Source organism: Thalassospira sp., from assembly GCF_040218635.1.
In the GTDB taxonomy this organism is placed as follows: domain Bacteria; phylum Pseudomonadota; class Alphaproteobacteria; order Rhodospirillales; family Thalassospiraceae; genus Thalassospira.
Window position 1 is genome coordinate 69,878 of sequence record NZ_JAVJRB010000005.1, and the last position, 22,875, is coordinate 92,752.

Genomic DNA, 22,875 nt, shown 5'->3' on the forward strand with positions numbered 1-22,875 from the left:
CTTTGACAAGCACGGTGGCGGGAAAAAGAGCAGGCCAGATGCAAGGAGGAGCACCCGGCCTGCCAATGCCGATTACATCGAAGCTTCAGCTTTCGATACGGCTGCCTGCAGTTTTTCAATCCACTCGGCATCAATCTGACCGGAAAGCCAGTTGATGACAGCTGGCTGTGCAGCGTCGCGGAAGGCCTTAAGCTGTTCGGCGGTCGGCGTGGTGACTTCCATGCCTTCCTCTGCCAGCTTGGCAACGCCTTCTGCAGAATTGAACTGCTGAATGGCACGGCCGACATTCGAAGCAATGCCTGCTGCGCGGCGCAGAAGCGCCTGATCAGCATCCGAAAGATCCTGATAGATGGCCTCGTTGATCACGATGAAATCGGTGCCATATACGTGACGATCAAGGGTCAGGTATTTCTGCATTTCATAAAATTTGTTGGCATAGATCACACTGATCGGGTTTTCCTGACCATCGACCGTACCTGTGGTAAGGGCGGTCGGAACTTCCGGCCAAGGAATCGGGGTCGGATCGCCACCAAGCGCTTTGACCATTTCCACGAAAAGCGGAACGGTCATGACACGGATTTTCAGACCTTCCATGTCTTTTGGTTCGGCAACAGCGCGTTTGGAGTTGGTGAAATTACGGAAACCGGTTTCACCATAAGCCAGCGTACGCAGGCCGGTTTTTTCCTGACAATGTGCGGCAAGTTCTTTACCGAAATCACCGTCCAGAACGCTCCACGCGACGTTGGCATTCGGGAAAACATACGGGATATCAAGAACAGCTGCCTCAGGGCAGACTTTCGAAAACGGACCTGAAACCATGGACATGGCCAGGGTTCCGTCCTGGGTATTCTGAAGCAGATCAGTTTCCCCACCCAGCGAGCCAGCCGGGAAAAGGGCGACCTCAATACGGCCGGCCGATTCTGCTTCGACAATATTTTTAAAGACCTGCGATGCTGCACCTTTTTTCGAGGTGGTCCACTCTGCCGGATCAACATGAGCAAAGTTCAAGGTCACATCAGCAGCATGCGCGGAAAAACCAAACGATGCAGCAGCGATAGAAACGGCACCGAACAAGGCGCCTTTAGAAATCATCTTCATTACTTCCTCCCGATTGAACGAATTCCGCAGACCGTGGTTGCATGAAGCACTCTTGTTCTTGAGCAGTCTGTGCCCGGAATTAGGATAATTTAAAAAACATAGGAGATTTTGTCAAACATTCTATATTTTTGGGGAAATCAGCAGTTTATGCGCCATTTGACCACCAACCAAAATGCGCACCATCTGTTTTTGCGCCTCAAAAACCCAAAACAGGTCGTAAAGTTCGATCAATTCACAAAATGAACATTGGTACGCGTCCCATCAGATGCGATCCCTAGAACGCCGTGTAGAATGCGAGAATCCCATAATAAGTACCAGATCGGTTGCATCTAGCCGCGATAACCGAGGATGCGAAAACAGCTTGCTGTAAATCTGGTTATTTGTGCTACTTTAACTGTGAAATTTATCGATTCGACCCTTGAAATAACGCTATTTCCAAAGTGAATCCCGTGAACAGTGTCAACGGCCCAACATCCCCACAGCTCGCAAAAATCGCGTCGCGCATTTTAGCAGGCAGCTTCCTGTTTGAGGATCTCGATCCCGAACTGCTTGAACAGCTATCAAATCAGGCAACCGTGCGTCGGTTTGAAGATGGTCAATTGCTGTTTGAAAAAGGTGCGGCTGCCGACGGGCTCTATGCGGTAGAGGCGGGCAAAATCCGCATTTCGTCCGTTTCTGAAACCGGCAAGGAAATCGTGCTGAATGTTCTGGCACCGGGTGCTGTGTTTGGCGAAATTGCCCTGCTTGATGGCGAACCGCGCACCGCAACCGCGCGTGCCGTTGGTCCGACCCGGACCCTGTTTATTTCACGCGATGATTTCTTTGAAATCTTTGACCGCGAAGCACCGCTGCGCCGTCACATCACCGCCCTTTTGTGCCGTCGCCTGCGTTGGGTCAGTGATCTTTTGGAAGATGCCAACTTCCTTGATCTGACTGCACGTTTGATCAAACGCATTCTATGGCTTGCCGAACGTCATGGTGGACCGGATCCCGAAGGCATTCGTATCGCACTTCCCCTGTCACAGCAGGAACTTGGCTTGATGCTTGGCGTGACCCGCGAAGCGGTAAACAAGAAACTGCGTGAACTTGAAAAACAGGACATGATCACGCGTCGTGACGGTCGTCTGGTCATCAAAAATAGCGACGGGCTCAAACAACTTCTTGCTGATGCCATCAAAAACTGAACCTTCGGATTCATTATTTGACCGCCTTGTCGCGCGCGAAGAAAAGCGTGGGCTGATCGTCGTTGCGTTTTTACGCATATGCATGTTGGCCTTCATCCTGTTGCTGTTTAGCAAACCGGATTCCCCGACGGGCAAGCTTTATACGCTTTTGGAAGTCCTTGGCTGGTTCATTCCCGGTGTTTTCATCCAGCTGTTTGTCGCGATGCGCGGTAAAAAATCCTACTGGATGATCTATCTCCTTGCTGTGATTGATGCCGGATTGATTGTCTATGTCTCCGTCGTTCCTGATCCGCTTAATCCCCTGATCGATCATCCGGCATGGCTTTATGGTTTTGTCGTGCGTGACCGCGGCGTTGTGTTTTCCATGATCATGATGGCCCTTGTGATCATGACGTTTTCACCGCGCCTGATCTTGTGGTTTGGCTTTTGGCTGTTTACTGCATGGTGCGGGGCAATCTGGTGGCTGATGACCCGACCGGGTGTGATTGTCTCGCAACATTTTGGTGATGAGTGGAACCCGACCCAGCAAGAATCGATCGATACCTATAACCTGCCCGAATTTGTCGATATCTCGGCATTGGCCGAACAGGTCGTCATCGTCATTGTCTTCACACTTGCCTGTGCCGTGATGGTGTCGCGACTACGTGTTCTGATCAATCAATTTGCCGCCGCCGAACGTGCGCATGGCAATCTGGCACGCTATTTCCCCACCGTCCTTGCCGATCAACTTGCCGATCGTGATGAACCGATCCGGGTTGGCGAACGGCGCGAATGCGTCATTTTATTTGCTGATATCATCGGCTTTTCGCGTTTTGCCGAAAAACGTGATCCTCAGGAAGTCATGCGCTTTCTCAATCATTTCCACCAAATTGCAACATCGCAAATCGGTGCTTATGGCGGGATTGTCGAGAAATATATCGGTGATGCGGTCATGGCCAGTTTTGCTGCCTTTGACGATCTTGACCGACCTGCGGCAAATGCCTTTTGCGCAGCACAGGCAATCATTGCCCATGTCGCCGAATGGCAGGAACGTGATCCGGCCGATGGGGATAGGCCGCTTCAAATCGGGGTTGGGTTGAATTTTGGCCCCGCCGTTGTCGGTGACATCGGCCAACGCGAGGCGGTGACATCTGCGGTCATTGGCGCAAGTGTCAATCTGGCAGCCCGCCTTGAACAAGCCACCCGCGAACTTGATAGCGATACCGTCATGAGCGGACAATTTGCCCAGAAAATGCATCTCGAAACGCCGGTAGGTGCGGCGATATTGTTGGCACGATATGCGCAAACGCAAACCATTCAAGTCAAAGGGTTTAGCGAGCCGGTTGCGGTCCTGTTCCATAAAGAGACACAAAACCGGTTATAAAACCCGAACCAGTCTGACAAACCCTTGAAATTTGGGCATACCAATCCAAAATGCTTTCCATAATTGCTACTACGCTCTAACATGAGAGCTAACAGGAGGAAGCGATGGTAACGACGTCAGACTCAAACCCACCGGCCGCGGGTACCGTCCCGACCGCCGTAAAGTTATCTACCTTGTTTGGCGAACGTGAATTTGCCTGGGACAAGGCGATCTATTTCCCCGCAGGGCTTAAAGGCTTTCCTGATCACAATGTCTTTGCCCTTGCCAGCTTCCCCAGCGAAGATCAAAGCGCCTTCATCCTGATGCAATGCCTGACCGAGCCGGAACTGGCCTTTATCGTTGCCCCCTACAATCTTGAAAGCGATACGATCAATCCGGAACATCTTGAACAAGCCTTTAACATTCATGGTATCGGAAAGAATGATGGCGCGGTTCTGTTGATTGTCACATTGCATAAACCAGATGATGGCGATGTCATTATGTCGGTCAATCTACGTGCGCCGATCATTATCGATACCGCCCGTCAGTCGGCCTATCAGCATCATCTGCCCGAAGCTGGTGGCTATTCCTACCATCACGTCGTAAGCTAGGGTCACTCTTCAGCTATTCGCCGCGAGACTGGCAAAGCAAAAAATGTGGATCCCTTCCGGTCCAGGTTTGCTGCATTTATGCGCGATTTGCCGCGCAATCCTTCCTCCCTTGAAATCGTCCTGCTACGTCCTTGATCCTGCCACTTTTTCGCGTGAGAGTAGCATCAGCGTATTTTGAAAACCAAATAAGGGATCGGGCATGACTGCAGCATTGCGAAACCGTTTTGCACTGGCAGCACTGTTGGGAACAGCGGTATTTTTTGGACCGGATATTGAAACTGCCGTTGCGCAAAGTTCGGTTGAAGACCGCAACAATGCCAATCCTGTCATCCCGCTCTCGGCGGATGCCCGCAGCAAGCTGCAATTAACCGTCTATCCCGGCAATCTCGCCATGATCGCCGAGCAACGCAATATTGCCATTCCAGACGGCCAAAGCACGCTTCGCATTGCCGGACTGCCAAGTACCCTGATTGACGATTCGCTTCTGATTGGCACGGCCAGGGAAAGCGATCTCGTATGGTCATCCTTGCGCAACCGGGCCAATGGCTACAACGCACTGGAAGCTTTGCTGCAAGACCAGATTGGTAAAACGGTTACCATCCGGCGCGATGATAATGACCTGATTGAAGGTACACTTATCGCCTTGACCCACTTTGCCTTGGTTCAAACCGGTGCCGGGATTGAACAGGTACCGGTCGATCAGATCATTATTTCCGACCTTCCCGAAGGTTTCAGCGCGATGCCCTTCATTGATGCGGACATCGCAACCGGCACCCCGCTTGATCATATCTCCATGGCATATTTGTTCGGCGGAATTGATTGGAGCACATCTTATCTTGCCGCTTACGACAGCGTTGAAAATAAATTGAATCTTTCCGCCATTGCGCGGATCACCAATCATTCCGGCAGTGCATATGACGGCGCACAATTGCGTCTGATCGCAGGGGACCAAAACCGCGTGCAGAACGCCCCCATGGTCAAGGCTGCGCGCACTGAAATGATGATGTCGGCAATGGCCGATTCTGCAGGGTCGGCCGCCAGCGGACCAGATCGGGCAAATTTCGAAAACCTGCATGTCTATGGCCCGTTTGACGGCCTGAGCATGAAGGATGGCGATACGGTCATTCTGCCATTGATTGATGCGCAAACATTGCCTGTTACCCGCCATTTGATCTTTAACGGGCTCAGCAATCCCTATGGCATGAATGCAAGTGGCGAACCTGATTTTGTTCGCCCGGATCTGGAAATCAAAATCACCAATGACGGTGGCAAAGATAGCAAAAGCCCCTGGCCCGATGGCATCGTTCGCATTTTTGCCCAAACACCAGATGGTAACACCGGCTTCCTTGCCGAAGACAATCTTTCTCTGACCCCGGTCGGACGGGATGCAACATTACGCCTCGGCAAAGCCAGCGAGATGTCTGGCATCCGCGAAGTGACGTCTTTCTCGCGCAAAGCCCGGCCAAACCTTCCCGATGACGTCAGTGCCGATTTGAAATGGACGGTTGAAAACACCAGTTCACGCGCGGAAACCATCACCATCCGAGAAAATGTACCAAGTGATTGGTCGGTAACGTCGGAAAGTCATAAACATGAACGCCCGCAACCTGGCCTGATCACATGGGAAATCGACGTTCCCGCCAAGAGCGAAGTGACCCTGACCTGGTCCGTCGACAGCACCCGCTAAACCACATGCCCATTGTTTAAAACGGCTATAAAGCACACTGTTTTATAGCCGTTTTACGATTTCCCGTTTGAACGCGTGCTGTAAAACGCCTTGGCCAAAGGCAGCAACAAACTCGCATCTGGCAACTGATCGGTTTCGCTACAAAGATCGGCATAAATACAAATCAGCTTGGTCAGCAAAACAAATGCTTCCTGATTGCCCATCCCGGCAAACTTGCCCAGCACTTTGATCCCATCGCTGGCCGCCGCACAGGCAAGGTCATATTTCCCGGCTCCCCGGGTGGCCAGGACCAAGGCCGCAAGAGAATATCCAAGATCAAGCCGTTCGGTATCATCCTTGCGCCCGACACAGTTACGCAACCTGTCCTGGCGCAATGACACCGCCTGACTGGCTGCATCAATCGCCCAATCCCATTCTTGTGCTTCAATCTCAAGGGCTGCCCGATTGTTCAGGCTAAGTGCCAATCCCGCCACCGCCGCATCGCGTGCCGTTGGCAGATGAAGGGCAAACAGCGCATCGGCCTTGTCAAACAGGCTCAGCGCATAGTCGCGTTCGCTGTAATGCTGATTGCTGGCCATTTCCAGATACAGCCGCGCCACCGCCAAAGAATCGGCATCTGTCTGTTCAAGATAGGACAAACGCAACGCATATTCGTCCGATTTGTCACCCATCCTGATCCTGCACCTCTTTTACACCATGACCGCACATGACTGTTTCAGCCATGCACAGAAAGACGTTCCTTGCGGGTGTCTTGTGAAGGATGGACAATCAAGGATAAGCTGTTTCCCGGCACCGACCAGCCTGCTAGGTTCGGGACCCAATAGAATGTTTAAAATGGGTCAAACCCCAATCGTATTTGCCCCACAGCCCGGACATCAGCCCCGCATGAGCATACAAACCGAAACCCTGCGCGCCCTTTACGGCACCTGGCGTATTGCCCGTGGCGATGCAAACGGGCTTGGATTTTTTGAATTTTCGATCAACGGATTCTGGCGATCCTTCTTTGCCGCCGTGATCGTTTTTCCGGCCTTCGCCTTCTTGCGCTGGCATGATCTGGGCGAGGCACCGCAAGACTTCCCGGTCGGGCGCTATATGACGGTCGAGGTGATTGCGTATGTCATCAAATGGGTCGCCTTTCCCCTTGTGATGCTTCACATCCTGCCCATGCTGGGCCGCGCCGAACGCTATATCAATTTTATCACGGTCTATAACTGGTCAAGCGTTCTGCAAATGGCTGTCTATCTGGTTGCCCTCACATTCGGGGTTCTGTTTCCATCCCTTGGGGCGGGCGGATTTGTTATGGTCGCCGTCATCGCGATGCTGGTTTACGGCGTCTATATTGCGCGGCTGACCCTTTCTGTACCGCTGCCAACGGCAAGTGCCATTGTCATGGCCGATTTCCTGCTATCCATGGTGATCACATCAATTGGTATCCGTCTCGCAATCGGCCAGCTTTTCTAAGCCTAGAAACCATAAAAAACGCATCCTTATCAGGGAGAAACACATCATGAAACCTGTCCTTGTCGTGACCCGCCGACTACCAGATGCCGTCGCGAAACGCGCTGCCCAAAGCTATGATATCAAAACCCAGGAAGGTGACGATCCGCTGTCGCGCAATGAAATCCTGACCCTGTGCCATGGCGCGGATGCCGCCCTTGTCTCGGTTGGTGATCCGATTGATGCGACCTTCTTTGAAGAATTGCCCGACAGTGTCAAAATAGTTGCCACCTTCTCGGTCGGGACAGATCATATTGATCTGGCTGCGGCCAGGAAAAAGGGCGTTATCATTGGTAACACGCCGGGTGTTTTAACAGATGCGACGGCCGATATCGCATGGCTTTTGATCCTAGGTGCCGCACGCCGCGCCAGCGAAGGCGAGGCCGAAGTCCGCAACGCCACATGGTCAAGCTGGCGGCCCACCCATCTGATGGGCACACAGGTTACCGGCAAAAAACTGGGCATTATCGGCATGGGCCGGATTGGTCAGGCGGTTGCCAAACGCGCGCGCGGGTTTGATATGGATATCCATTACTACAACCGCCGTCAGTTGCCCGCCGATCAGGAACTTGGGGCGACCTACCATGACAGCATCGACGGCCTACTGCCCCACTGTGATTTCCTGTCGCTTCATTGCCCATCAACCCCGGAAACGCGCGGCATGGTCAATAGCGACTTCATTTCCAAGCTGCCCAAAGGCGCGATCATTGTAAACACCGCACGCGGCGATGTGGTCAATGACACCGATCTGATTGCCGCCCTTAAATCAGGTCGCCTGACCGCAGCGGGCCTCGATGTTTTTGCCGGTGAACCCAATATCGAACCGGATTACCGGGACCTTACCAACACGTTCTTGTTGCCGCATCTCGGCTCGGCAACAGTTGAATCCCGCAATGCCATGGGTTTTCGCGCTCTTGATAACATTGATGCCTTTGTCGCGGGCAAAGACGTGCCCTTTACCGTCTAAAAACGCGTCTTACATAGCCAATCAAAACAAAAGGCGCCGCAATTGGCGCCTTTTTCGTGTTCAGACGTCTCGGGATGCTTCTTACAGATCGCTTTCTTCGCCCGCAGGCAGGATGCAGGTAATCTCGCGGCCATCGCGGCTGATCTTGACCCGCCCGCCATGGATTTCGACCACGGCACGCACCATCGCCATGCCAAGGGCACGGCGTGCCGATGGGGATTCGCCATCGCGCAATCCTTCAAACAACATCGGTTGCGGGGCTTCATCTGAAAGCGAGATGGAAATTTCGATATTCTCACCCCGCCTTCTGGCAACAACAGAAACCTCGCTGCCTTCCGGTGCTGTGCGCAAAACATTGGTCACAAGAATGAACAAGGCCTGTTTCAGGCGGCGCTCGTCCGCCACCATCCAGCCAATATTGCGCGAACAATAAAGCCGCAGCGACACATTCAATTCGGCCAGACGTGCACGGGTCAATGCTTCAAGCGATCTTAACAACCGCCGTGGATCAACCGTATCAAGCTCAAGGGCGACCTGCCCTGATCCAAGGGTGGCAAGATCGCGCATATCGTCAACAAGGGCCAGCATGCTTTGTGCTTCTGCCCGGATGGTTTCGACCGAGCGCGCAACATTGCCAGTCAGATGCGGGATCAATCGATCAGACTCACCATTGATATGATCAAGCGGCTTGGTCAGTTCACGCGACACAGTCGAAATAAAATCCGACTTCATTTGATCGGCGGTGCGCAATGCTTCATTGCGTTCACGAAGGGCGCGTTCAACCCGGATCGTATCGGTCACATCAATATAAGACATCATCACCGCCCCATCGGGCAGTGGCACAATGGCAAAATCAATGATGGTGTTATCAGATCGCTCCAACCGGCCATTCATCGGCTCATGATTGGTGATACGCGCCACCATCCGGCTTTTGAACTTGTCCCAGTCTTCCCGGTCGCGCCAATAATCCTTGGATTTTTCAACCACTTCCGCCAAATGCGGTGCGGCATCAAGGAAGGCCGCATCAAGCCCCCACAGATCGGCAAACCCATGATTATAAAGCCGCAAACGCCCATCGCCACTGATCACGCCAACCGCCTCATGCAGGCTTTCAAGCGTCTCACGCTGCACGGCAATCAGGGTGTTATAGGAACTTTCAAGCACAAGCTTGTCGGTGACGTCTTCATAAACAAACATCAACCCGCCAAACGGATGCGGCGAGATAAAGCGCCGCAATGTCATGCCATTGGGCAGATGCATCAAATCTTCTTCAGATTTCAGAAGATCGGTAAAACGCTGATTTTCTGTATTGCGGAATTGGGCAAAATCGGTGACCTCGGGCAATTTGCGTTCATCGCGCAACCGCCGCAACACATCATCATGTGCCGGTTCGGTCCACAGCCATTCGTCATCAAGATCCCAAAGCTTGGTGAAGGCGGTGTTAAAGAAAATAAGCCCCTTATCCCCACCATAAATCGCAATCGCCGTGCCAAGGTTTTCAAGAACCTCGGCATGGGCGCGAATATGGCGCGACAGATCGGACTGCAATTCTTCGACCGGTGTGCAATCAATGGCAAACCCGAACAGCCCGTCGGCCCCGTCAATCTGACGCGATGGCATCTCGGTAATGCGCATTAACTTGCGATCACCACGAATGACCACATGATAATCGCGCGTCAACCGTTCCCCGTTGCGCTGCACGGATGCCGCCAGGGACCGACCCTGATCGGGGATTATCCCCGCCCCGATTTCCGATTGGCTGGCAAGGGCATCTTCGATGCTGTCCTGTTCCACCGCATCGGCATAGGCCGCATTACAATCAATCAGGCGCAATTCACCATCACGGCGCCATACCGGGAAAGGCAGACTATCAAGTAACGCCCGAAGCCCGGACACTTCATGCTTTAAAGCCTGAAAATCACCAAACTGGCTTTCGCGTTCTCGGGTATGGCGGGTTTCATCGCGGAACCATAATGCATGGGCGAGAACCGCTGCGGAACGATCCTTGCGCGCCACCATGCCGGTCACATGGAATTTGCGTTCATCAAGGGTGGTAATCCACAATTCAAACCGGTCATGGCCGGATTTAAGGTTGCGCACGCGGTCTTGAAGCGCCTTGGCATCGTCATCGCGCAAAAGATCAAGAAGATCAGGAAAACGTCCATCATTGCCCAATTGAAAGGCGCGCCGCAAAGACGGGCTCGCCCCCTCGGCAAAGCCCTTCTGGCTCCAATAATAAACCGGATCAGGACCGGCAAACAAAAGATGGGTGAAAAGTTCGGTTTCACCGGCCAGTTCATGTTCGTGATCTTCGACTTCCTCAAGATGGCGCTTCATCCGCAACGACAATCGCCATCCAACCCACCCCGCAATCGCCGCGCCACCAATCGCGGCCAATCCAACAACCAGCCAATCACGATCACTTAACCCGGCCAGACTTCCAAAAATGGTCGCACCAATGCCATCAGGTCCGGTTGCCTCGGGCGCCTGATTAACGCGAAACTTTTCCTGTGCATGCAAGCTGGTACCAAGAATCAACGTGGCACAGGTCGCAACGCTGCCCTGGAGGAACGCGGACAGCCGAATTTTGGGCAATTTGGACAAAAATGCCCCCACCTGTTTCTTTCCCTTACCCTGCTTTGAAGCTTGCTCGGATGTGCGCCGTGTCACGTGTTGTTAACCGTTTGTGTTTATGAGCTATTATTATGGTGAAAACGGTGCGCTTTTACCACCGTTTCGCATCATCTCGGCAACAGCCTTGTCTAAAGCCGCGTTTCACGGGGCACGCCTGTGGAAAAACCGCGATGACACAGCCCTTGAATCGGGCTATGCCTGCGGTTCTGTCATTAACAACCGATACAGCGTACCTGTCCGAAGATGAGCCCCAAACCGCAGCTAGATCTTTTTGCCCCCCGCGCAGCGACCAAGCCCGCCGCGCCGCAAAAGGAGTCTGCCGCGCTCAAGGCCGCCCAGAACGAATCACCTGAAATCGGCGATCTGTTTGATACCAATTTCAATGCCGCTGATATCGCCGAATGGGAACTGCTGTTTCGCGATGTCCCGCAATATAACTACCATTTCAAACGCGCCCAGATCGCATCCGCCTTTGACCGTCCGCTGCATAAAAAGCTGATTGCCTCGCATGCGTTTGAACGCCTGCGTGAAATATCGTTCCTTGGCGCGATCGACTATCTGTTCCATCCCAATGGCAAGCCCGCCAATATCCGTCATTCGCGTTATGATCACACCATCGGCGTTGCCTTGCTTTCACAGCGCTATTGCCGCCTGATGGGGTTATCGGATGCCGATTGCGATTTGCTTGGTGCTGCAGCCCTTTTGCACGATATCGGTCACGGGCCTTTTTCCCATACGCTGGAACCGGAATTTGCCCGACGGTTTAACCGCAATCACCATCAACTGACCAATCAGATCATCACCGGCGAAGTCCAGCTTGATCTGTCGGTTAATCATCTTTTGGTCAAACATGATGTTGACCCTGATGAAGTGATTGCACTTCTGTCAAAAAAATCGACCCATCCGCATGCCAGCCTGTTTTCCGGCCCGGTCAATATCGACACGCTAGAGGGCATCAGCCGCACCAAGACATATGTCCATCCCAACCATGTTCATTGTCACCCGCGTCTGTTGCTTGAAGCTGCGGTAAAGCTTGATGCCGACTCGCTCAAACGGCTCGATAAGTTCTGGCAGTTGAAAGAAGACATCTATCGCAATTTCATCTTTGGTCCGATGTGCTTTGCCACCGACCATCTGTGCCGCGAATTCGTTGTCAAAAATGCCCCGGACTTTGCCGCCGATGATTTCCTGCTAACCGAAAAGGCGTTCTTGAACAGCCATCCGGCCTTCAAGAAATTCCTCCACAGCCTCAAAAACCGCATTGAGCTGGACGGCGTTGCCGATGCCGTCGACACCCATATCAGCGCATCGGCCAGCACCCTTGATCTGAACGAAGCCAAGGTGCCCAGACGCGAGTTTCACATCAACAAAGATGTCGAAGTCCGCTGTTTTGCCGACCTGTCAAAACGCTATTACGAAGAAAAAAATTCGTTCCTGCGCCGTGTCGGCAGCCTGACCGACCCGGCCCAACAGGCGGCTGCGGCAAGTCTGTTTGACTAGGGCTGATCCTTAATCCACGACAAACAGCGTCGCCCCGGCTTTCGTCGATGAACGATGGGCTTCGGCATTGTCTGCCACTTGATAACTCATCCCTGAGCGCAGCGCATACGTCCGGCCATCCTCAAGCTCGGTCTCCAATTCGCCTTCAAGGCAAAACAGGATATGGCCCTTACTGCACCAGTGATCGGCAAGATAACCCGGTGAATATGTCACCATCCGGACCCGGATCGGACCAAACTGTTGTGTCCGCCAGGTGGCCATCCCGGTTTCGCCACGATGTTCGGTTGGCTCAATTGCGGACCAGTCCGTCGTCCCGAACGGTAAATTGGCAATATCCATAAAGATTGCTTTCGATGAAATGTGGGGCATGTAATCCGGGGCCGGATAACCAGACCAAACTATGCCCCGCTCAAACGCTGGTCAATTGCTTCGCATTGGCGATCACCCATATCAGATAAACGCGGTATTAATCTTTACCCTATAGGCAGATACTTGATGATCAACGAGTCGCGCCAAAGGACTGATCCATCTTGTTACCGAAAACCATCGCCATCAATCAGCAATACTCGGCCGCCCGTCTGGCCGAGATGCGTGATGCATTGGGTAAACGCCTGAGCGGCGATACGTTTTGTGTGGTGGTCACCGGGTCTTATGGCCGTCACGAAGCATCCGATCAGTCCGATCTTGATTACTTCATCATCGGGCGCGAAGCCGAACGCAGGCAGGCACCACACCAACAAGTCGCCGAAATCCTTGGCAAGATGGTGACAAAGAAACCTGCCGAAAACGGCCCGTTTTCATCCTATGTCACCGCCGAAGAACTGGTGAACCGCATCGGGCTTGATGGCGATACCAATTCCATCACAACCCGCCGGTTGCTGTTCTTGCTTGAATGTGAATGGCTTTATAACGAGGCGGGTAAACGCAAATTCTTTGACGATCTGATTGCCAATTACGTCACAACATCCGTCACCCGTGAATCAATCGCACGGTTCCTGGTCAATGACGTGATCCGCTATTACCGCACCATTAGTGTCGATTTTGAAATCAAAACCCGCGAAGGCGACGCCAGCAAGGCTTGGGCACCGCGCCGTCTGAAACTCGTGTTTTCGCGGAAGATGCTTTATTTTGGCGGCATTATCGCGGCTGCAGAAACCGCGGGCCACGATTATGCTGGTAAACGCGAACAATTATCGGAACTTTTACAGCTGCCTCCCATAACACGATTACAAACTGTGTTTGGTGAAAAAAGCCTGCCTGCACTGGAACTTTATGATCGTTTCTTGCGTGAATTATCCGATCCGGATGTGCGCAAACGGCTTGAAGGTGTCGGTCCCCATGATCGCAACGATGCCGAATTACGATCTCTTCTGGATGCGGGCAAAGGTTTCTCACGCGAATTGATCAAACTGCTGAATGACCGTTACGGCCCGGATCATCCGATCCACGAAGCCCTTTTGATGTAACGAACGTCCATCCGTCGCAGTTACGAAGAAGCATCCGTCACATGCTTATGGTAATTGGCCCGATCAAGGTCATGAACCTCGACCGTGAACTGCACAGCATAGTCCCCGACAAGCCATTCCAACCGATCGCGTAGCACCGCAAGGGCAGCCTCGCCTGTCGCAAATTTCACCGCATCACCGCGGCCCGATAACAATCGAATATCAAGATGCACCATGGCATTTTTGTCATCCCCATCGGCAATCACAACATTTTCCAACGGCGAAATGCGGGTTTTGAACGATGCCAGTTCGGCATCGGCCTGCCGGGCGATGACATAATGCAGATCGACTGCAAGCTTGGACAATTCATCACGGATCGGAAGTTTGGCGGAATATTCGATTTCAATTTGGGGCATTTGTTTTGGTCCGGTTGGGGATGGCGATCCGTTTTACCAGCAATTGCCAATCTCTGAACACAAAAAAGCCGGCCCGTTTAATCGGGCCGGCTTTGATGAAAATCGATGATTGTCGATTAGTAGCGATAATGATCCGGTTTGAACGGACCAGCCTGCGGGACGCTGATGTAATCAGCCTGTTCTTTCGACAGCTTGGTCAGTTTCACACCAAGACGGTCAAGGTGCAGGGCTGCAACTTTTTCATCAAGGTGTTTCGGCAGGACATAAACTTCGTTTTTGTAGTTGGCGAAGTTTTTCCAAAGTTCGATCTGTGCCAGCACCTGGTTGGTGAAGGAAGCTGACATCACAAAGCTCGGGTGACCGGTTGCGCAACCAAGGTTCACCAGACGACCTTCGGCCAGAACGATCAGACGTTTGCCATCCGGGAATTCGACTTCGTCGACCTGCGGCTTAACATTGTCCCATTTGAAGTTCTTAAGCGAACCGATCTGAATTTCGGAATCAAAGTGACCGATGTTGCACACAATGGCGCGGTCTTTCATCGCACGCATATGGTCAAGCGTGATGATGTCGATGTTGCCCGTGGTGGTTACAAAGATATCGCCAACCGGTGCTGCGTCTTCCATGGTGGTGACTTCGTAACCTTCCATCGCGGCCTGCAATGCGCAGATCGGATCGATTTCGGTTACCAGAACGCGGGCACCCTGACTGCGAAGCGATGCAGCCGAACCTTTGCCAACATCACCAAAACCGGCAACAACACCGATTTTACCGGCAACCATTACGTCGGTTGCGCGTTTGATGCCGTCAACCAGTGATTCACGGCAACCATACAGGTTGTCGAATTTCGACTTGGTGACCGAGTCATTGACGTTGATCGCCGGAACCTTAAGGGTGCCTTTTTTCGCCATTTCATACAGGCGATGCACACCGGTCGTGGTTTCTTCCGACAGACCTTTGATGTCTTCAAGAAGTTCCGGGTATTTTTCGTGGATCAGCTGGGTAACGTCGCCGCCATCATCAAGAATAAGGTTCGGCTTCCAGCCGTTCGGGCCGGTAATGGTCTGCTCGATGCACCACCAGAATTCTTCCTCGGTCTCGCCTTTCCAAGCGAAAACAGGAATTTCAGCAGCAGCCATCGCCGCAGCAGCCTGATCCTGAGTCGAGAAGATGTTGCATGAAGACCAACGAACTTCCGCACCAAGTGCCGTCAATGTTTCAATCAGAACTGCGGTCTGAATGGTCATATGCAGGCAACCAACGATACGCGCACCAGCAAGCGGCTGGGCTGCGCCGTATTCTTCGCGCAGCGCCATCAGGCCCGGCATTTCGGTTTCGGCAATCGCGATTTCCTTGCGGCCCCAAGCGGCCAGCGAGATGTCAGCGACCTTGCAATCGGTAAAGTTCGACATGTCGTCTCCAATCAAACAGGAATGGCGCATCCGCCAAAGACATCTGCCTTGCCGATACGCCGATAAATTCTGTTGCGGTCATGCGTCTGACCGCGATGGGACACATATAAAGATTTCTTTATATGGATTTCAAGTCTTTTCTTGCGCAATTTTGCCAAGCGGGCATTTCAAATCACGCTCCAAAGCCTGATAGCTTTGAATTCCCAAAGGTTTCCACGCGGATATCACCCGCAACGAAGGTCAGAGAAAAATTCGGGACAAAGGCTGTCCATTAAATTCAGCATGCTTTATGTCGGGATGATTGCCGCTTGCGGCAAGACCCGTCAGGCAAGGTCGTTGAAATCGTCAAGCATCATGGCGATCCGTGCGGAATCCCATTGCTCCATCACCCGGTTGGCCTGATGTTCGGAATTACGGGTATCAAGTCGGCGCAGCCGTTGCTTGACCAACAACAGATTAACCGGCGACATCGACAAATTGCGCAGGCCAAATCCGATGAATAGCGGCACATAGCGCGGATCACCGGCCATCTCGCCGCAAACACTGACGGGTATGCCACGCTCGCCCGCCACCCGGATAACATCGCGGATCAACCGCAAAACAGCGGGATGCAACGGATCATAAAGCCCCGCCACCTGATCATCTGTCCGGTCAATCGCCAATGTGTATTGGGTCAGATCATTGGTCCCGATCGCAAAGAAATCACATTCCCGCGCAAGGGTATCTATCGCAATGGCTGCCGCCGGAATTTCGATCATCGCGCCAAGGGGGGGCAATGTTTCGGGAATGGCATGGCCTTCTTTGCGCAACCGTTTTGCCACCGCCTCATAGATATGCCGCGCACGGGTCATTTCGTGAACGCCAACCACCATCGGGATCAAAACCCGGACCGGCCCATGTAAGGATGCCCGCAAAATCGCCCCGAACTGGGCTTCAAGCAATTCCGGTTTGCGCAAGGACAACCGAACACCACGCAGGCCCAGGGCCGGGTTTGGTCCGGTCCCCATATCCGCCTGCAAGGCAACGGCAAGCTTTTCCCCGCCGATATCAAGGGTACGAATGGTCACGGGTTTGCCGCCCATCCGTTTTACGATGTCGGCAAGCTCACCATATTGTTCGTCTTCATCGGGCAGGTAATCCTTGTTCATAAACATGAATTCACTGCGCAAAAGACCTATACCACCGGCACCGTTTTCAAGGGCGGCTGAAAGCTCGATCGGCAATTCAATATTGGCATGAAGGTCAATATCGACCCCGTCGCGCGTGGCCGATGGCACATCGCGCAAACTTGCCAGTTTATCGCGTGCCGCCAGCCAATCTGCGCGGCGCTGGGTGTAATGGGCAATATCGGCGTCAGTCGGCGACAGGATGACTTCACCGCGACCACCATCAACAATGATCTGATCGCCACCTGCAACGCCGCGAATAATATCCGCAGCCCCCAGAACTGCCGGAATGCCAAGCGATCTTGCCATAATCGCAGTATGGCCTTCTGCCCCGCCAAGGGCGGTAACAAATGCCGTTAGCTGTCCCGGCTGGAACCGGGCCATATCGGCCGGACTGACATCTTCGGCAATCAGGATCGCACCCTTGGGGGCCTTATCGACAACCCGGTCGGTTTCCCCCATCAAACAGCGCATCAGGCGCAAACCAACCTCGCGGATATCGGTCGCACGTGCGGCAATATAACGATCATCCATGCCGGAAAACTGCTCGGCAATGGCGTCAATCACGTCGCTTACCGCATGCACCGCATTGAGTTTGCGCGTTACAATCAAATCTTCGGCGCCGCGCACCAACCGCGATTGGGTCAGCATGTGGATATAGGCATCCAAAAGGAAGCCAAGCTCCTCGGATGCGGCACTGTCGGCTGTTGATGATTGGGATTTCAGACGTCTGAGTTGGTCAATACTTTCGGCAACACCGTCATGCAGACGCTTGGTTTCGGCACCAACCGCGTCCTCGGCAATGGGTTTGCGGCTGATCTGGATATATTGCCGGTCCATCACAAAAGCCCGACCAATCACAATCCCGCCCGATGCGCCCAACCCGGTTATCACCCGGCGAACGCCCGCGGAATCTTCATCTGATGTGGTCATTGTTTTTGGAGGAACTTGCAAACCTGGGGTCAGGACCTATTCTTGTTGTTTCCCGAAAGCGATCAGTCAGCGCGCTAAGCGCCTTGATTATTCTTCGTCGAACTTGTCATCGACCAGTTCGTTCAGGGCTTCTATCGCCTTTTTGGCATCCGGTCCGGTTGCTTCAACTTCAATCTCGGTGCCGATAGATGCTGCCAGCATCATCAATCCCATGATGGAAACACCAGATACTTCGGTACCGCGATTGCGCACCATGATGCTGGATTCAAATTCGCCTGCAAGTTTAACAAATTTCGCCGCCGCCCGCGCGTGCAATCCGCGTTGGTTGCTGATTGTTAAAATGCGTTTTTCCTTCTGCGCCATCTATGTCCCCGCCAGCCGGATACGCAGTCTCCGTGCATCCGGCCTGTTTTTCTTGTTTCTGTCTTATTCTTCGCCACTCAGCAAACGCGACGCAACGTTGATATATTTGCGCCCCGCATCCTGGGCAGCATTGACCGTCTCGGCCAAGGTCCCGTCAATGCGGACAGATGCCAGTTTGATCAACAAAGGTAAATTAACCCCTGCGATCACTTCGACATTTGCCTGTTCCATAATGGAAATCGCCAGATTGGACGGCGTTCCGCCGAACATGTCGGTCAGCAGGATTACACCCTTGCCGCTATCGACTTTTTCAACGCTGGCAAGAATGTCTGCGCGACGTTGTTCCATGTCGTCATCCGGCCCGATACAGACCGCTGCGACATTTTCCTGCTCGCCAACGACGTGCTGCAAGGCAGAAACGAACTCTTTCGCGAGATCGCCATGGGTGACAAGCACCATTCCGATCATGCAGTTTTCTCCATTTTATTCACTCCCCCGAGGTCGGTTCGTCTGGCTTATCCCGATGACTGAGATGAGTGTCATATCCCAGTTCGGCAATCCAGTCATTGAGTATCCGTGCGGTATAAACCGAACGGTGTTGTCCACCCGTACAGCCAATGGCGATGGTCAGATAACTTTTTCCTTCTTGCGCATATCGCGGCAAAACAGGTTCCAACATCGCCTTAAGCCGGGTGATGAACCCCGCATAATCCGGGTCTTCTTCTATATATTGGCCCACCTTCGCATTCATGCCGGTCAAAATGCGAAGCTCGGGATCATAGTGCGGGTTGCGCAGAAAGCGAACGTCAAAAACAAGATCGGCTTCTGCCGGCACACCTTGGCGGAAGGAAAAGCTTTTAACGAAAATCGCCATGCCTTCGTTTTCGCCAATATCAAACTGGTCCTGAAGGATCTTGCGAAGCTCGGCTGACTTCAAACGCGATGTATCAATCCGCATGTCTGCCGTGGCCGCAATCGGCGCCATCAGGCGTTTTTCATGCTCGATCGCATCAACCAAAGGTCGATCATGGCTTAACGGATGGGGGCGGCGCGTCTCGGTAAACCGGCGCTGCAAAACGGTTGTGTCCGCATCGACATAGATCATCAACGGGTCCATGCCGGTCTGGGTGCGTAACTTGCCAACAATCTCGACAAACTGGTCAATGCCAAAATCCCGGGTGCGGATATCAACCCCGATGGCAATCGGCTGTTCCGGGCGGCAATCACTGGGCACCAAGGCTGAAAGCATGCGAAGTGGTAAATTATCAACCGCATCAAACCCGAAATCTTCAAGAATTTTCAACGTCGTTGTCCGACCGGCCCCTGAAACACCCGTCACAAGAACAAGGCCGCTTTTGCCATCAAAAGCACCAAGTGCCGGCGTTGGATTATCGGCGGGTTTATCTGCGGATGTGACGGATTTTTTCTGCAAAACAGGGTCCTGTAGATTAAGATTCAAGTCGCATCTCACCAGTGGCAAGCGCCAAGGTGACGCTGATTTTTGCCTCAAGCGCCAAATCGGATGCACATAATGTCCAACGTGGAATGGGAATGCCACAAATCTCTTCGTATTCCGGCTCGGGCATCCGCTCAACCAGTTCGGCATCATCGACAAGATCGATCAAAACCTTGACCAGACCTTCCTGGCGAACGGGTAAACCATGCACAATCCCGATCCCGCGCACTTCGCACAAACCGGCAATCGGTTGCGGTGCTGTGGCAATCAGGTCCGCACCACGCGCAACAAGATCGGTGCGGTCATCTGAAATCAGAAAACCACCCGCATGGATCAGGCGCAGCAACAGGCTGGATTTTCCGGATCCAGATGGCCCGCGCAGCAACACCGCATGGGCGCCGATCTGGACACAGTTTGCATGAAGTTGGGACATAATGGGAAAACGATGCTTGGCAGAAGGTTTCTTGTCAAATCCGAAACGTCCCCATGCGCAAAGACCTAACCTCACGCATAGGCGTTTCGCCGATTTGCACCGTATGAAATCTTAATCCAGCGGCAGACGAATGGTAAAGACCGCCCCTTTTACCGCGTCATCAACCGTCCGATTCTGTGCCGAAAGCTCACCATTATGGGCCGAGATAATCCGTTTGGAAATCGACAGGCCAAGCCCGGAATGCTGACCAAACTTTTCACTCGCCGGACGTTCTGTATAGAACCGGTTAAAGATATCTTCTTCCTTGCCCGGCGGAATCCCCGGCCCGTCATCTTCAATCGTGATCACGGCCCAGTCCTTGTCGCGCCAAGCCCGGACACGTACTTCCCCGCCTTCCGGGCTGAACGTGATCGCATTTGAAATCAGGTTTCTAAAGACCTGCGTCAAACGGCTTTCAAGGGCAGGAACATTAAGATCTTCCGATGCCGAAACCCGGATGCGCGGGCCTTTGGGGTCGGCATTGTAAAGCTCGCCCAAGGTCCGAAGCAAAATCGACAAGTCGACTTCTTCGCTTTCGGCCCGCGACAATTCAGCATCCATCCGCGAATAATCGGAAATATCACTGATCAACCGGTCCAGTCGCTGCACGTCTTCGGCAATGATTTCCATCAGACGGCGCTGACGTTCCGGGTCTTTAAGCCGTGTTGCGGTTTCCACCGCACTGCGCAGCGACGTCAGCGGGTTTTTGATTTCATGGGCAACATCGGCGGCAAACCGTTCAATCGCATCCATCCGGTCCCACAACGTTTCGGTCATATCGCGCAAGGTGGTCGAAAGATCGCCAATCTCGTCGCGGCGACCCGACAAATCAGGAATGGTAAACTGGCGGTTTTTGCTGCGTCGAACCCGTTCTGCCGCCCGTGCCAGCCGGTTAAGCGGGCGGGTTATCACCCCGGCCAGATAAATCGACAGCAACACGGTAATGCCAAAGGCAAAGACAAAGATTTTCAGGATATCAAGCCGCACCGCATGCAGTGCATTTTCAATCGCATCGCCGTTTTTGGTCAACATCACCGATGCCAGAACCTGTTTGAACCGCGCTACCGGAACCGAAACCGACAAAACCCGACGTCCCTGACTATCAACGCGAACAACGCCCCGCGAATAGCCGGCCAAGGCCGCGCGGACTTCCGGGTAATCAGCCGCACTGGCCACGGGTGGGTCAACATATAAGGGTAAGGGCTGTTCGCCCTCAAACAGGGTCAGCAACCCGTCGGTAAGCGCGCGCATGATATCGGCAAAGGCATCTTCATCGCCGGGTGCGGGAAGTTCTTCGGCCTGAATGGTTCCCGCGCCAAAGGACTGGATATTGCGGCTATCGGCCATCAGTTTGCCATTGGTGGCAAACAAACGTGTGCGCGCACCGGTAATGCCGACAAGTCGCCGCACCATTTCGCGGGCGACTTCAAGTTTGACCTGATTGGTCGCATCATCACCGGAACTCACCGCAGACGTCGAAAGGGCGGCAGAATACATTTCCGCCTGCACCGCCATTGCTTCAAGTTCGGAATGAATTAGTTCCTGTTTGTAGCGGCCAAGATACAAAATACCGGCCACCAGCACGAACAAAGCCAGCGCATTCACTGCCAGAATGCGCCAGGTCAAAGGGGAAAACAGCCCGTGGCGTTCCTCTATCCGTGCTGTCCGTGTTTCGGACTGGCCGGTTGTCTGGTCATTGTCGCCAGCACTTAGATCGCTCATTCAAACCTGCGTAACTGACCCTTTGAAAGGGGTCTGCAAAAACGAAATGTGCCGGAACGTATCCGCCCCGGCACTAAAACTCCACCCCTTAGCCCGCGACAGTGGCCGTATCGCGATAACGATATCCGACACCATACAGGGTTTCGATTTCCTTGAATTCCTTATCGGATTCACGGAACTTTTTGCGCAGGCGTTTGATGTGGCTGTCAATCGTACGGTCATCAACATAGATATGCTCGCCATACGCCGCATCAATCAACTGGTCACGATTTTTCACATGGCCCGGATGCTTTGCCAGTGCCTGAATCAACAGGAACTCGGTCACGGTCAGGTTAACATGCTGACCTTTCCAGCTGCACATATGGCGCGATGGATCCAAAACAAGATCCCCACGCTGCACGACATCATCGGATCCACTGGGCCGTACACCACCGGCCCGCATGATTTCAGAACGGCGCAGCAATGTGCGAATACGTTCGATCAGCAGACGCTGGGAAAACGGCTTCTTGATATAATCATCTGCACCCAACCGAAGCCCGGTCAGCTCATCAACCTCGTCATCTTTCGATGTCAGGAAAATGACCGGCATTTCGGTCTTTTTGCGCAGATGGGTCAGAAGTTCCAGTCCGTCCATGCGTGGCATCTTGATATCGAGCACCGCTAGATCCGGCTCTTCTTTGGTCAGGGCGTGTAGCGCCTCTGAACCATCAGAATAGGTCAGAACTTCATATCCTTCTTCTTCCAACGCCATGGATACGGACGTCAGGATATTCCGGTCGTCATCTACAAGTGCGATTTTACTCACCTGGACCTCGTCATCTGGACAGATACAATTTGTTCTAAAGTTTGGTGACTATACAATTTACATTCCAATGTGGCGAAAAAATAACCACTTGCGTCATAATTAAGGCTAAGCGAATACACGGACGGCTTTTGCCCGACTTCGCTCAATGTGTTGACTTTCCGCCAC

Annotated in this window: 22 protein-coding genes; 9 read left to right on the forward strand and 13 right to left on the reverse strand. The window is 53.1% G+C overall.

Going from position 1 to position 22,875, the window contains the following annotated elements:
- Nucleotides 1-72 precede the first annotated feature (72 nt).
- Entirely contained in the window at nucleotides 73-1,098 is a 1,026-nt protein-coding gene (locus RIC05_RS03795) for a DctP family TRAP transporter solute-binding subunit (RefSeq protein ID WP_350044266.1), read from the reverse strand.
- Between the two features lie 449 nt (nucleotides 1,099-1,547).
- Here RIC05_RS03795 and RIC05_RS03800 point away from each other — a divergent pair, with 449 nt between their 5' ends.
- The 4 genes from RIC05_RS03800 (at nucleotide 1,548) to RIC05_RS03815 (ending at nucleotide 5,922) form a co-directional block, all read left to right on the forward strand.
- On the forward strand, nucleotides 1,548-2,282 hold the full coding sequence (locus tag RIC05_RS03800; RefSeq protein ID WP_350044265.1) for a Crp/Fnr family transcriptional regulator: 735 nt from the start codon (nucleotides 1,548-1,550) through the stop codon (nucleotides 2,280-2,282).
- Nucleotides 2,266-3,645 (forward strand): adenylate/guanylate cyclase domain-containing protein, encoded by a 1,380-nt coding sequence (locus tag RIC05_RS03805; RefSeq protein ID WP_350045286.1) that lies wholly within the window; start codon nucleotides 2,266-2,268, stop codon nucleotides 3,643-3,645. The genes RIC05_RS03800 and RIC05_RS03805 overlap by 17 nt, the downstream gene beginning before the upstream one ends.
- 104 nt (nucleotides 3,646-3,749) lie before the next feature.
- Nucleotides 3,750-4,235 carry a flagellar assembly protein FliW gene (gene fliW, locus RIC05_RS03810; RefSeq protein WP_350044263.1) on the forward strand — a complete coding sequence of 162 codons (486 nt, stop codon included), beginning with the start codon at nucleotides 3,750-3,752 and terminating at the stop codon, nucleotides 4,233-4,235.
- 199 nt (nucleotides 4,236-4,434) lie between these two features.
- Nucleotides 4,435-5,922 (forward strand): DUF4139 domain-containing protein, encoded by a 1,488-nt coding sequence (locus tag RIC05_RS03815; protein ID WP_350045285.1) that lies wholly within the window; start codon nucleotides 4,435-4,437, stop codon nucleotides 5,920-5,922.
- Between the two features lie 53 nt (nucleotides 5,923-5,975).
- Here RIC05_RS03815 and RIC05_RS03820 read toward each other — a convergent pair whose 3' ends face one another.
- Nucleotides 5,976-6,593, reverse strand: a complete 618-nt coding sequence (locus RIC05_RS03820) for a DUF2057 domain-containing protein (RefSeq protein WP_350045284.1) — start codon at nucleotides 6,591-6,593, stop codon at nucleotides 5,976-5,978.
- Nucleotides 6,594-6,807: 214 nt separating this feature from the next.
- On the opposite strand from RIC05_RS03820, the gene RIC05_RS03825 reads away from it, so the two are divergent.
- The gene (locus tag RIC05_RS03825) at nucleotides 6,808-7,383 is read left to right on the forward strand and encodes a hypothetical protein (protein WP_350045283.1); all 576 of its coding nucleotides are present in this window, start codon (nucleotides 6,808-6,810) and stop codon (nucleotides 7,381-7,383) included.
- Between the two features lie 46 nt (nucleotides 7,384-7,429).
- Nucleotides 7,430-8,386: a 2-hydroxyacid dehydrogenase gene (locus RIC05_RS03830; protein ID WP_350045282.1), complete on the forward strand. Its 957-nt coding sequence runs from the start codon at nucleotides 7,430-7,432 to the stop codon at nucleotides 8,384-8,386.
- An 81-nt stretch (nucleotides 8,387-8,467) separates the two neighbouring features.
- On the opposite strand, the gene RIC05_RS03835 is transcribed toward RIC05_RS03830, so the two are convergent.
- Nucleotides 8,468-11,002: a sensor histidine kinase gene (locus RIC05_RS03835; RefSeq protein ID WP_350045281.1), complete on the reverse strand. Its 2,535-nt coding sequence runs from the start codon at nucleotides 11,000-11,002 to the stop codon at nucleotides 8,468-8,470.
- Between the two features lie 76 nt (nucleotides 11,003-11,078).
- Here RIC05_RS03835 and RIC05_RS03840 point away from each other — a divergent pair, with 76 nt between their 5' ends.
- The gene (locus RIC05_RS03840; RefSeq protein ID WP_350045280.1) at nucleotides 11,079-11,267 is read left to right on the forward strand and encodes a hypothetical protein; all 189 of its coding nucleotides are present in this window, start codon (nucleotides 11,079-11,081) and stop codon (nucleotides 11,265-11,267) included.
- Nucleotides 11,264-12,520 (forward strand): HD domain-containing protein, encoded by a 1,257-nt coding sequence (locus RIC05_RS03845; RefSeq protein WP_350045279.1) that lies wholly within the window; start codon nucleotides 11,264-11,266, stop codon nucleotides 12,518-12,520. The genes RIC05_RS03840 and RIC05_RS03845 overlap by 4 nt, the downstream gene beginning before the upstream one ends.
- 9 nt (nucleotides 12,521-12,529) lie before the next feature.
- Here RIC05_RS03845 and RIC05_RS03850 read toward each other — a convergent pair whose 3' ends face one another.
- On the reverse strand, nucleotides 12,530-12,889 hold the full coding sequence (locus tag RIC05_RS03850) for a DHCW motif cupin fold protein (RefSeq protein WP_502989535.1): 360 nt from the start codon (nucleotides 12,887-12,889) through the stop codon (nucleotides 12,530-12,532).
- Nucleotides 12,890-13,050: 161 nt separating this feature from the next.
- Between RIC05_RS03850 and RIC05_RS03855 the strand changes: the two genes are divergently transcribed.
- Nucleotides 13,051-13,986 (forward strand): DUF294 nucleotidyltransferase-like domain-containing protein, encoded by a 936-nt coding sequence (locus RIC05_RS03855; RefSeq protein WP_350045277.1) that lies wholly within the window; start codon nucleotides 13,051-13,053, stop codon nucleotides 13,984-13,986.
- Between the two features lie 20 nt (nucleotides 13,987-14,006).
- Here the strand turns inward: RIC05_RS03855 and RIC05_RS03860 are convergent, their stop codons facing one another.
- The 9 genes from RIC05_RS03860 to RIC05_RS03900 all read right to left on the reverse strand — a co-directional run bounded on the left by RIC05_RS03860 (nucleotide 14,007) and on the right by RIC05_RS03900 (nucleotide 22,710).
- Nucleotides 14,007-14,381 carry a 5-carboxymethyl-2-hydroxymuconate Delta-isomerase gene (locus tag RIC05_RS03860; RefSeq protein WP_350045276.1) on the reverse strand — a complete coding sequence of 125 codons (375 nt, stop codon included), beginning with the start codon at nucleotides 14,379-14,381 and terminating at the stop codon, nucleotides 14,007-14,009.
- 116 nt (nucleotides 14,382-14,497) lie between these two features.
- Nucleotides 14,498-15,793 carry an adenosylhomocysteinase gene (gene ahcY / locus RIC05_RS03865; protein ID WP_350045275.1) on the reverse strand — a complete coding sequence of 432 codons (1,296 nt, stop codon included), beginning with the start codon at nucleotides 15,791-15,793 and terminating at the stop codon, nucleotides 14,498-14,500.
- 323 nt (nucleotides 15,794-16,116) lie between these two features.
- On the reverse strand, nucleotides 16,117-17,892 hold the full coding sequence (ptsP, locus tag RIC05_RS03870; protein WP_350045274.1) for a phosphoenolpyruvate--protein phosphotransferase: 1,776 nt from the start codon (nucleotides 17,890-17,892) through the stop codon (nucleotides 16,117-16,119).
- An 87-nt stretch (nucleotides 17,893-17,979) separates the two neighbouring features.
- Entirely contained in the window at nucleotides 17,980-18,255 is a 276-nt protein-coding gene (locus tag RIC05_RS03875) for an HPr family phosphocarrier protein (protein ID WP_350044251.1), read from the reverse strand.
- 63 nt (nucleotides 18,256-18,318) lie between these two features.
- Complete coding sequence (locus RIC05_RS03880) at nucleotides 18,319-18,723, reverse strand: PTS sugar transporter subunit IIA (RefSeq protein WP_350044250.1); 405 nt, start codon at nucleotides 18,721-18,723, stop codon at nucleotides 18,319-18,321.
- Between the two features lie 19 nt (nucleotides 18,724-18,742).
- On the reverse strand, nucleotides 18,743-19,687 hold the full coding sequence (gene rapZ / locus RIC05_RS03885) for an RNase adapter RapZ (RefSeq protein ID WP_350044249.1): 945 nt from the start codon (nucleotides 19,685-19,687) through the stop codon (nucleotides 18,743-18,745).
- Between the two features lie 16 nt (nucleotides 19,688-19,703).
- Nucleotides 19,704-20,144: an HPr kinase/phosphorylase gene (locus tag RIC05_RS03890; protein WP_350045273.1), complete on the reverse strand. Its 441-nt coding sequence runs from the start codon at nucleotides 20,142-20,144 to the stop codon at nucleotides 19,704-19,706.
- Nucleotides 20,145-20,255: 111 nt separating this feature from the next.
- On the reverse strand, nucleotides 20,256-21,905 hold the full coding sequence (locus RIC05_RS03895; protein WP_350045272.1) for a sensor histidine kinase: 1,650 nt from the start codon (nucleotides 21,903-21,905) through the stop codon (nucleotides 20,256-20,258).
- 88 nt (nucleotides 21,906-21,993) lie between these two features.
- Nucleotides 21,994-22,710, reverse strand: a complete 717-nt coding sequence (locus tag RIC05_RS03900; RefSeq protein ID WP_350045271.1) for a response regulator transcription factor — start codon at nucleotides 22,708-22,710, stop codon at nucleotides 21,994-21,996.
- Nucleotides 22,711-22,875 lie beyond the last annotated feature (165 nt).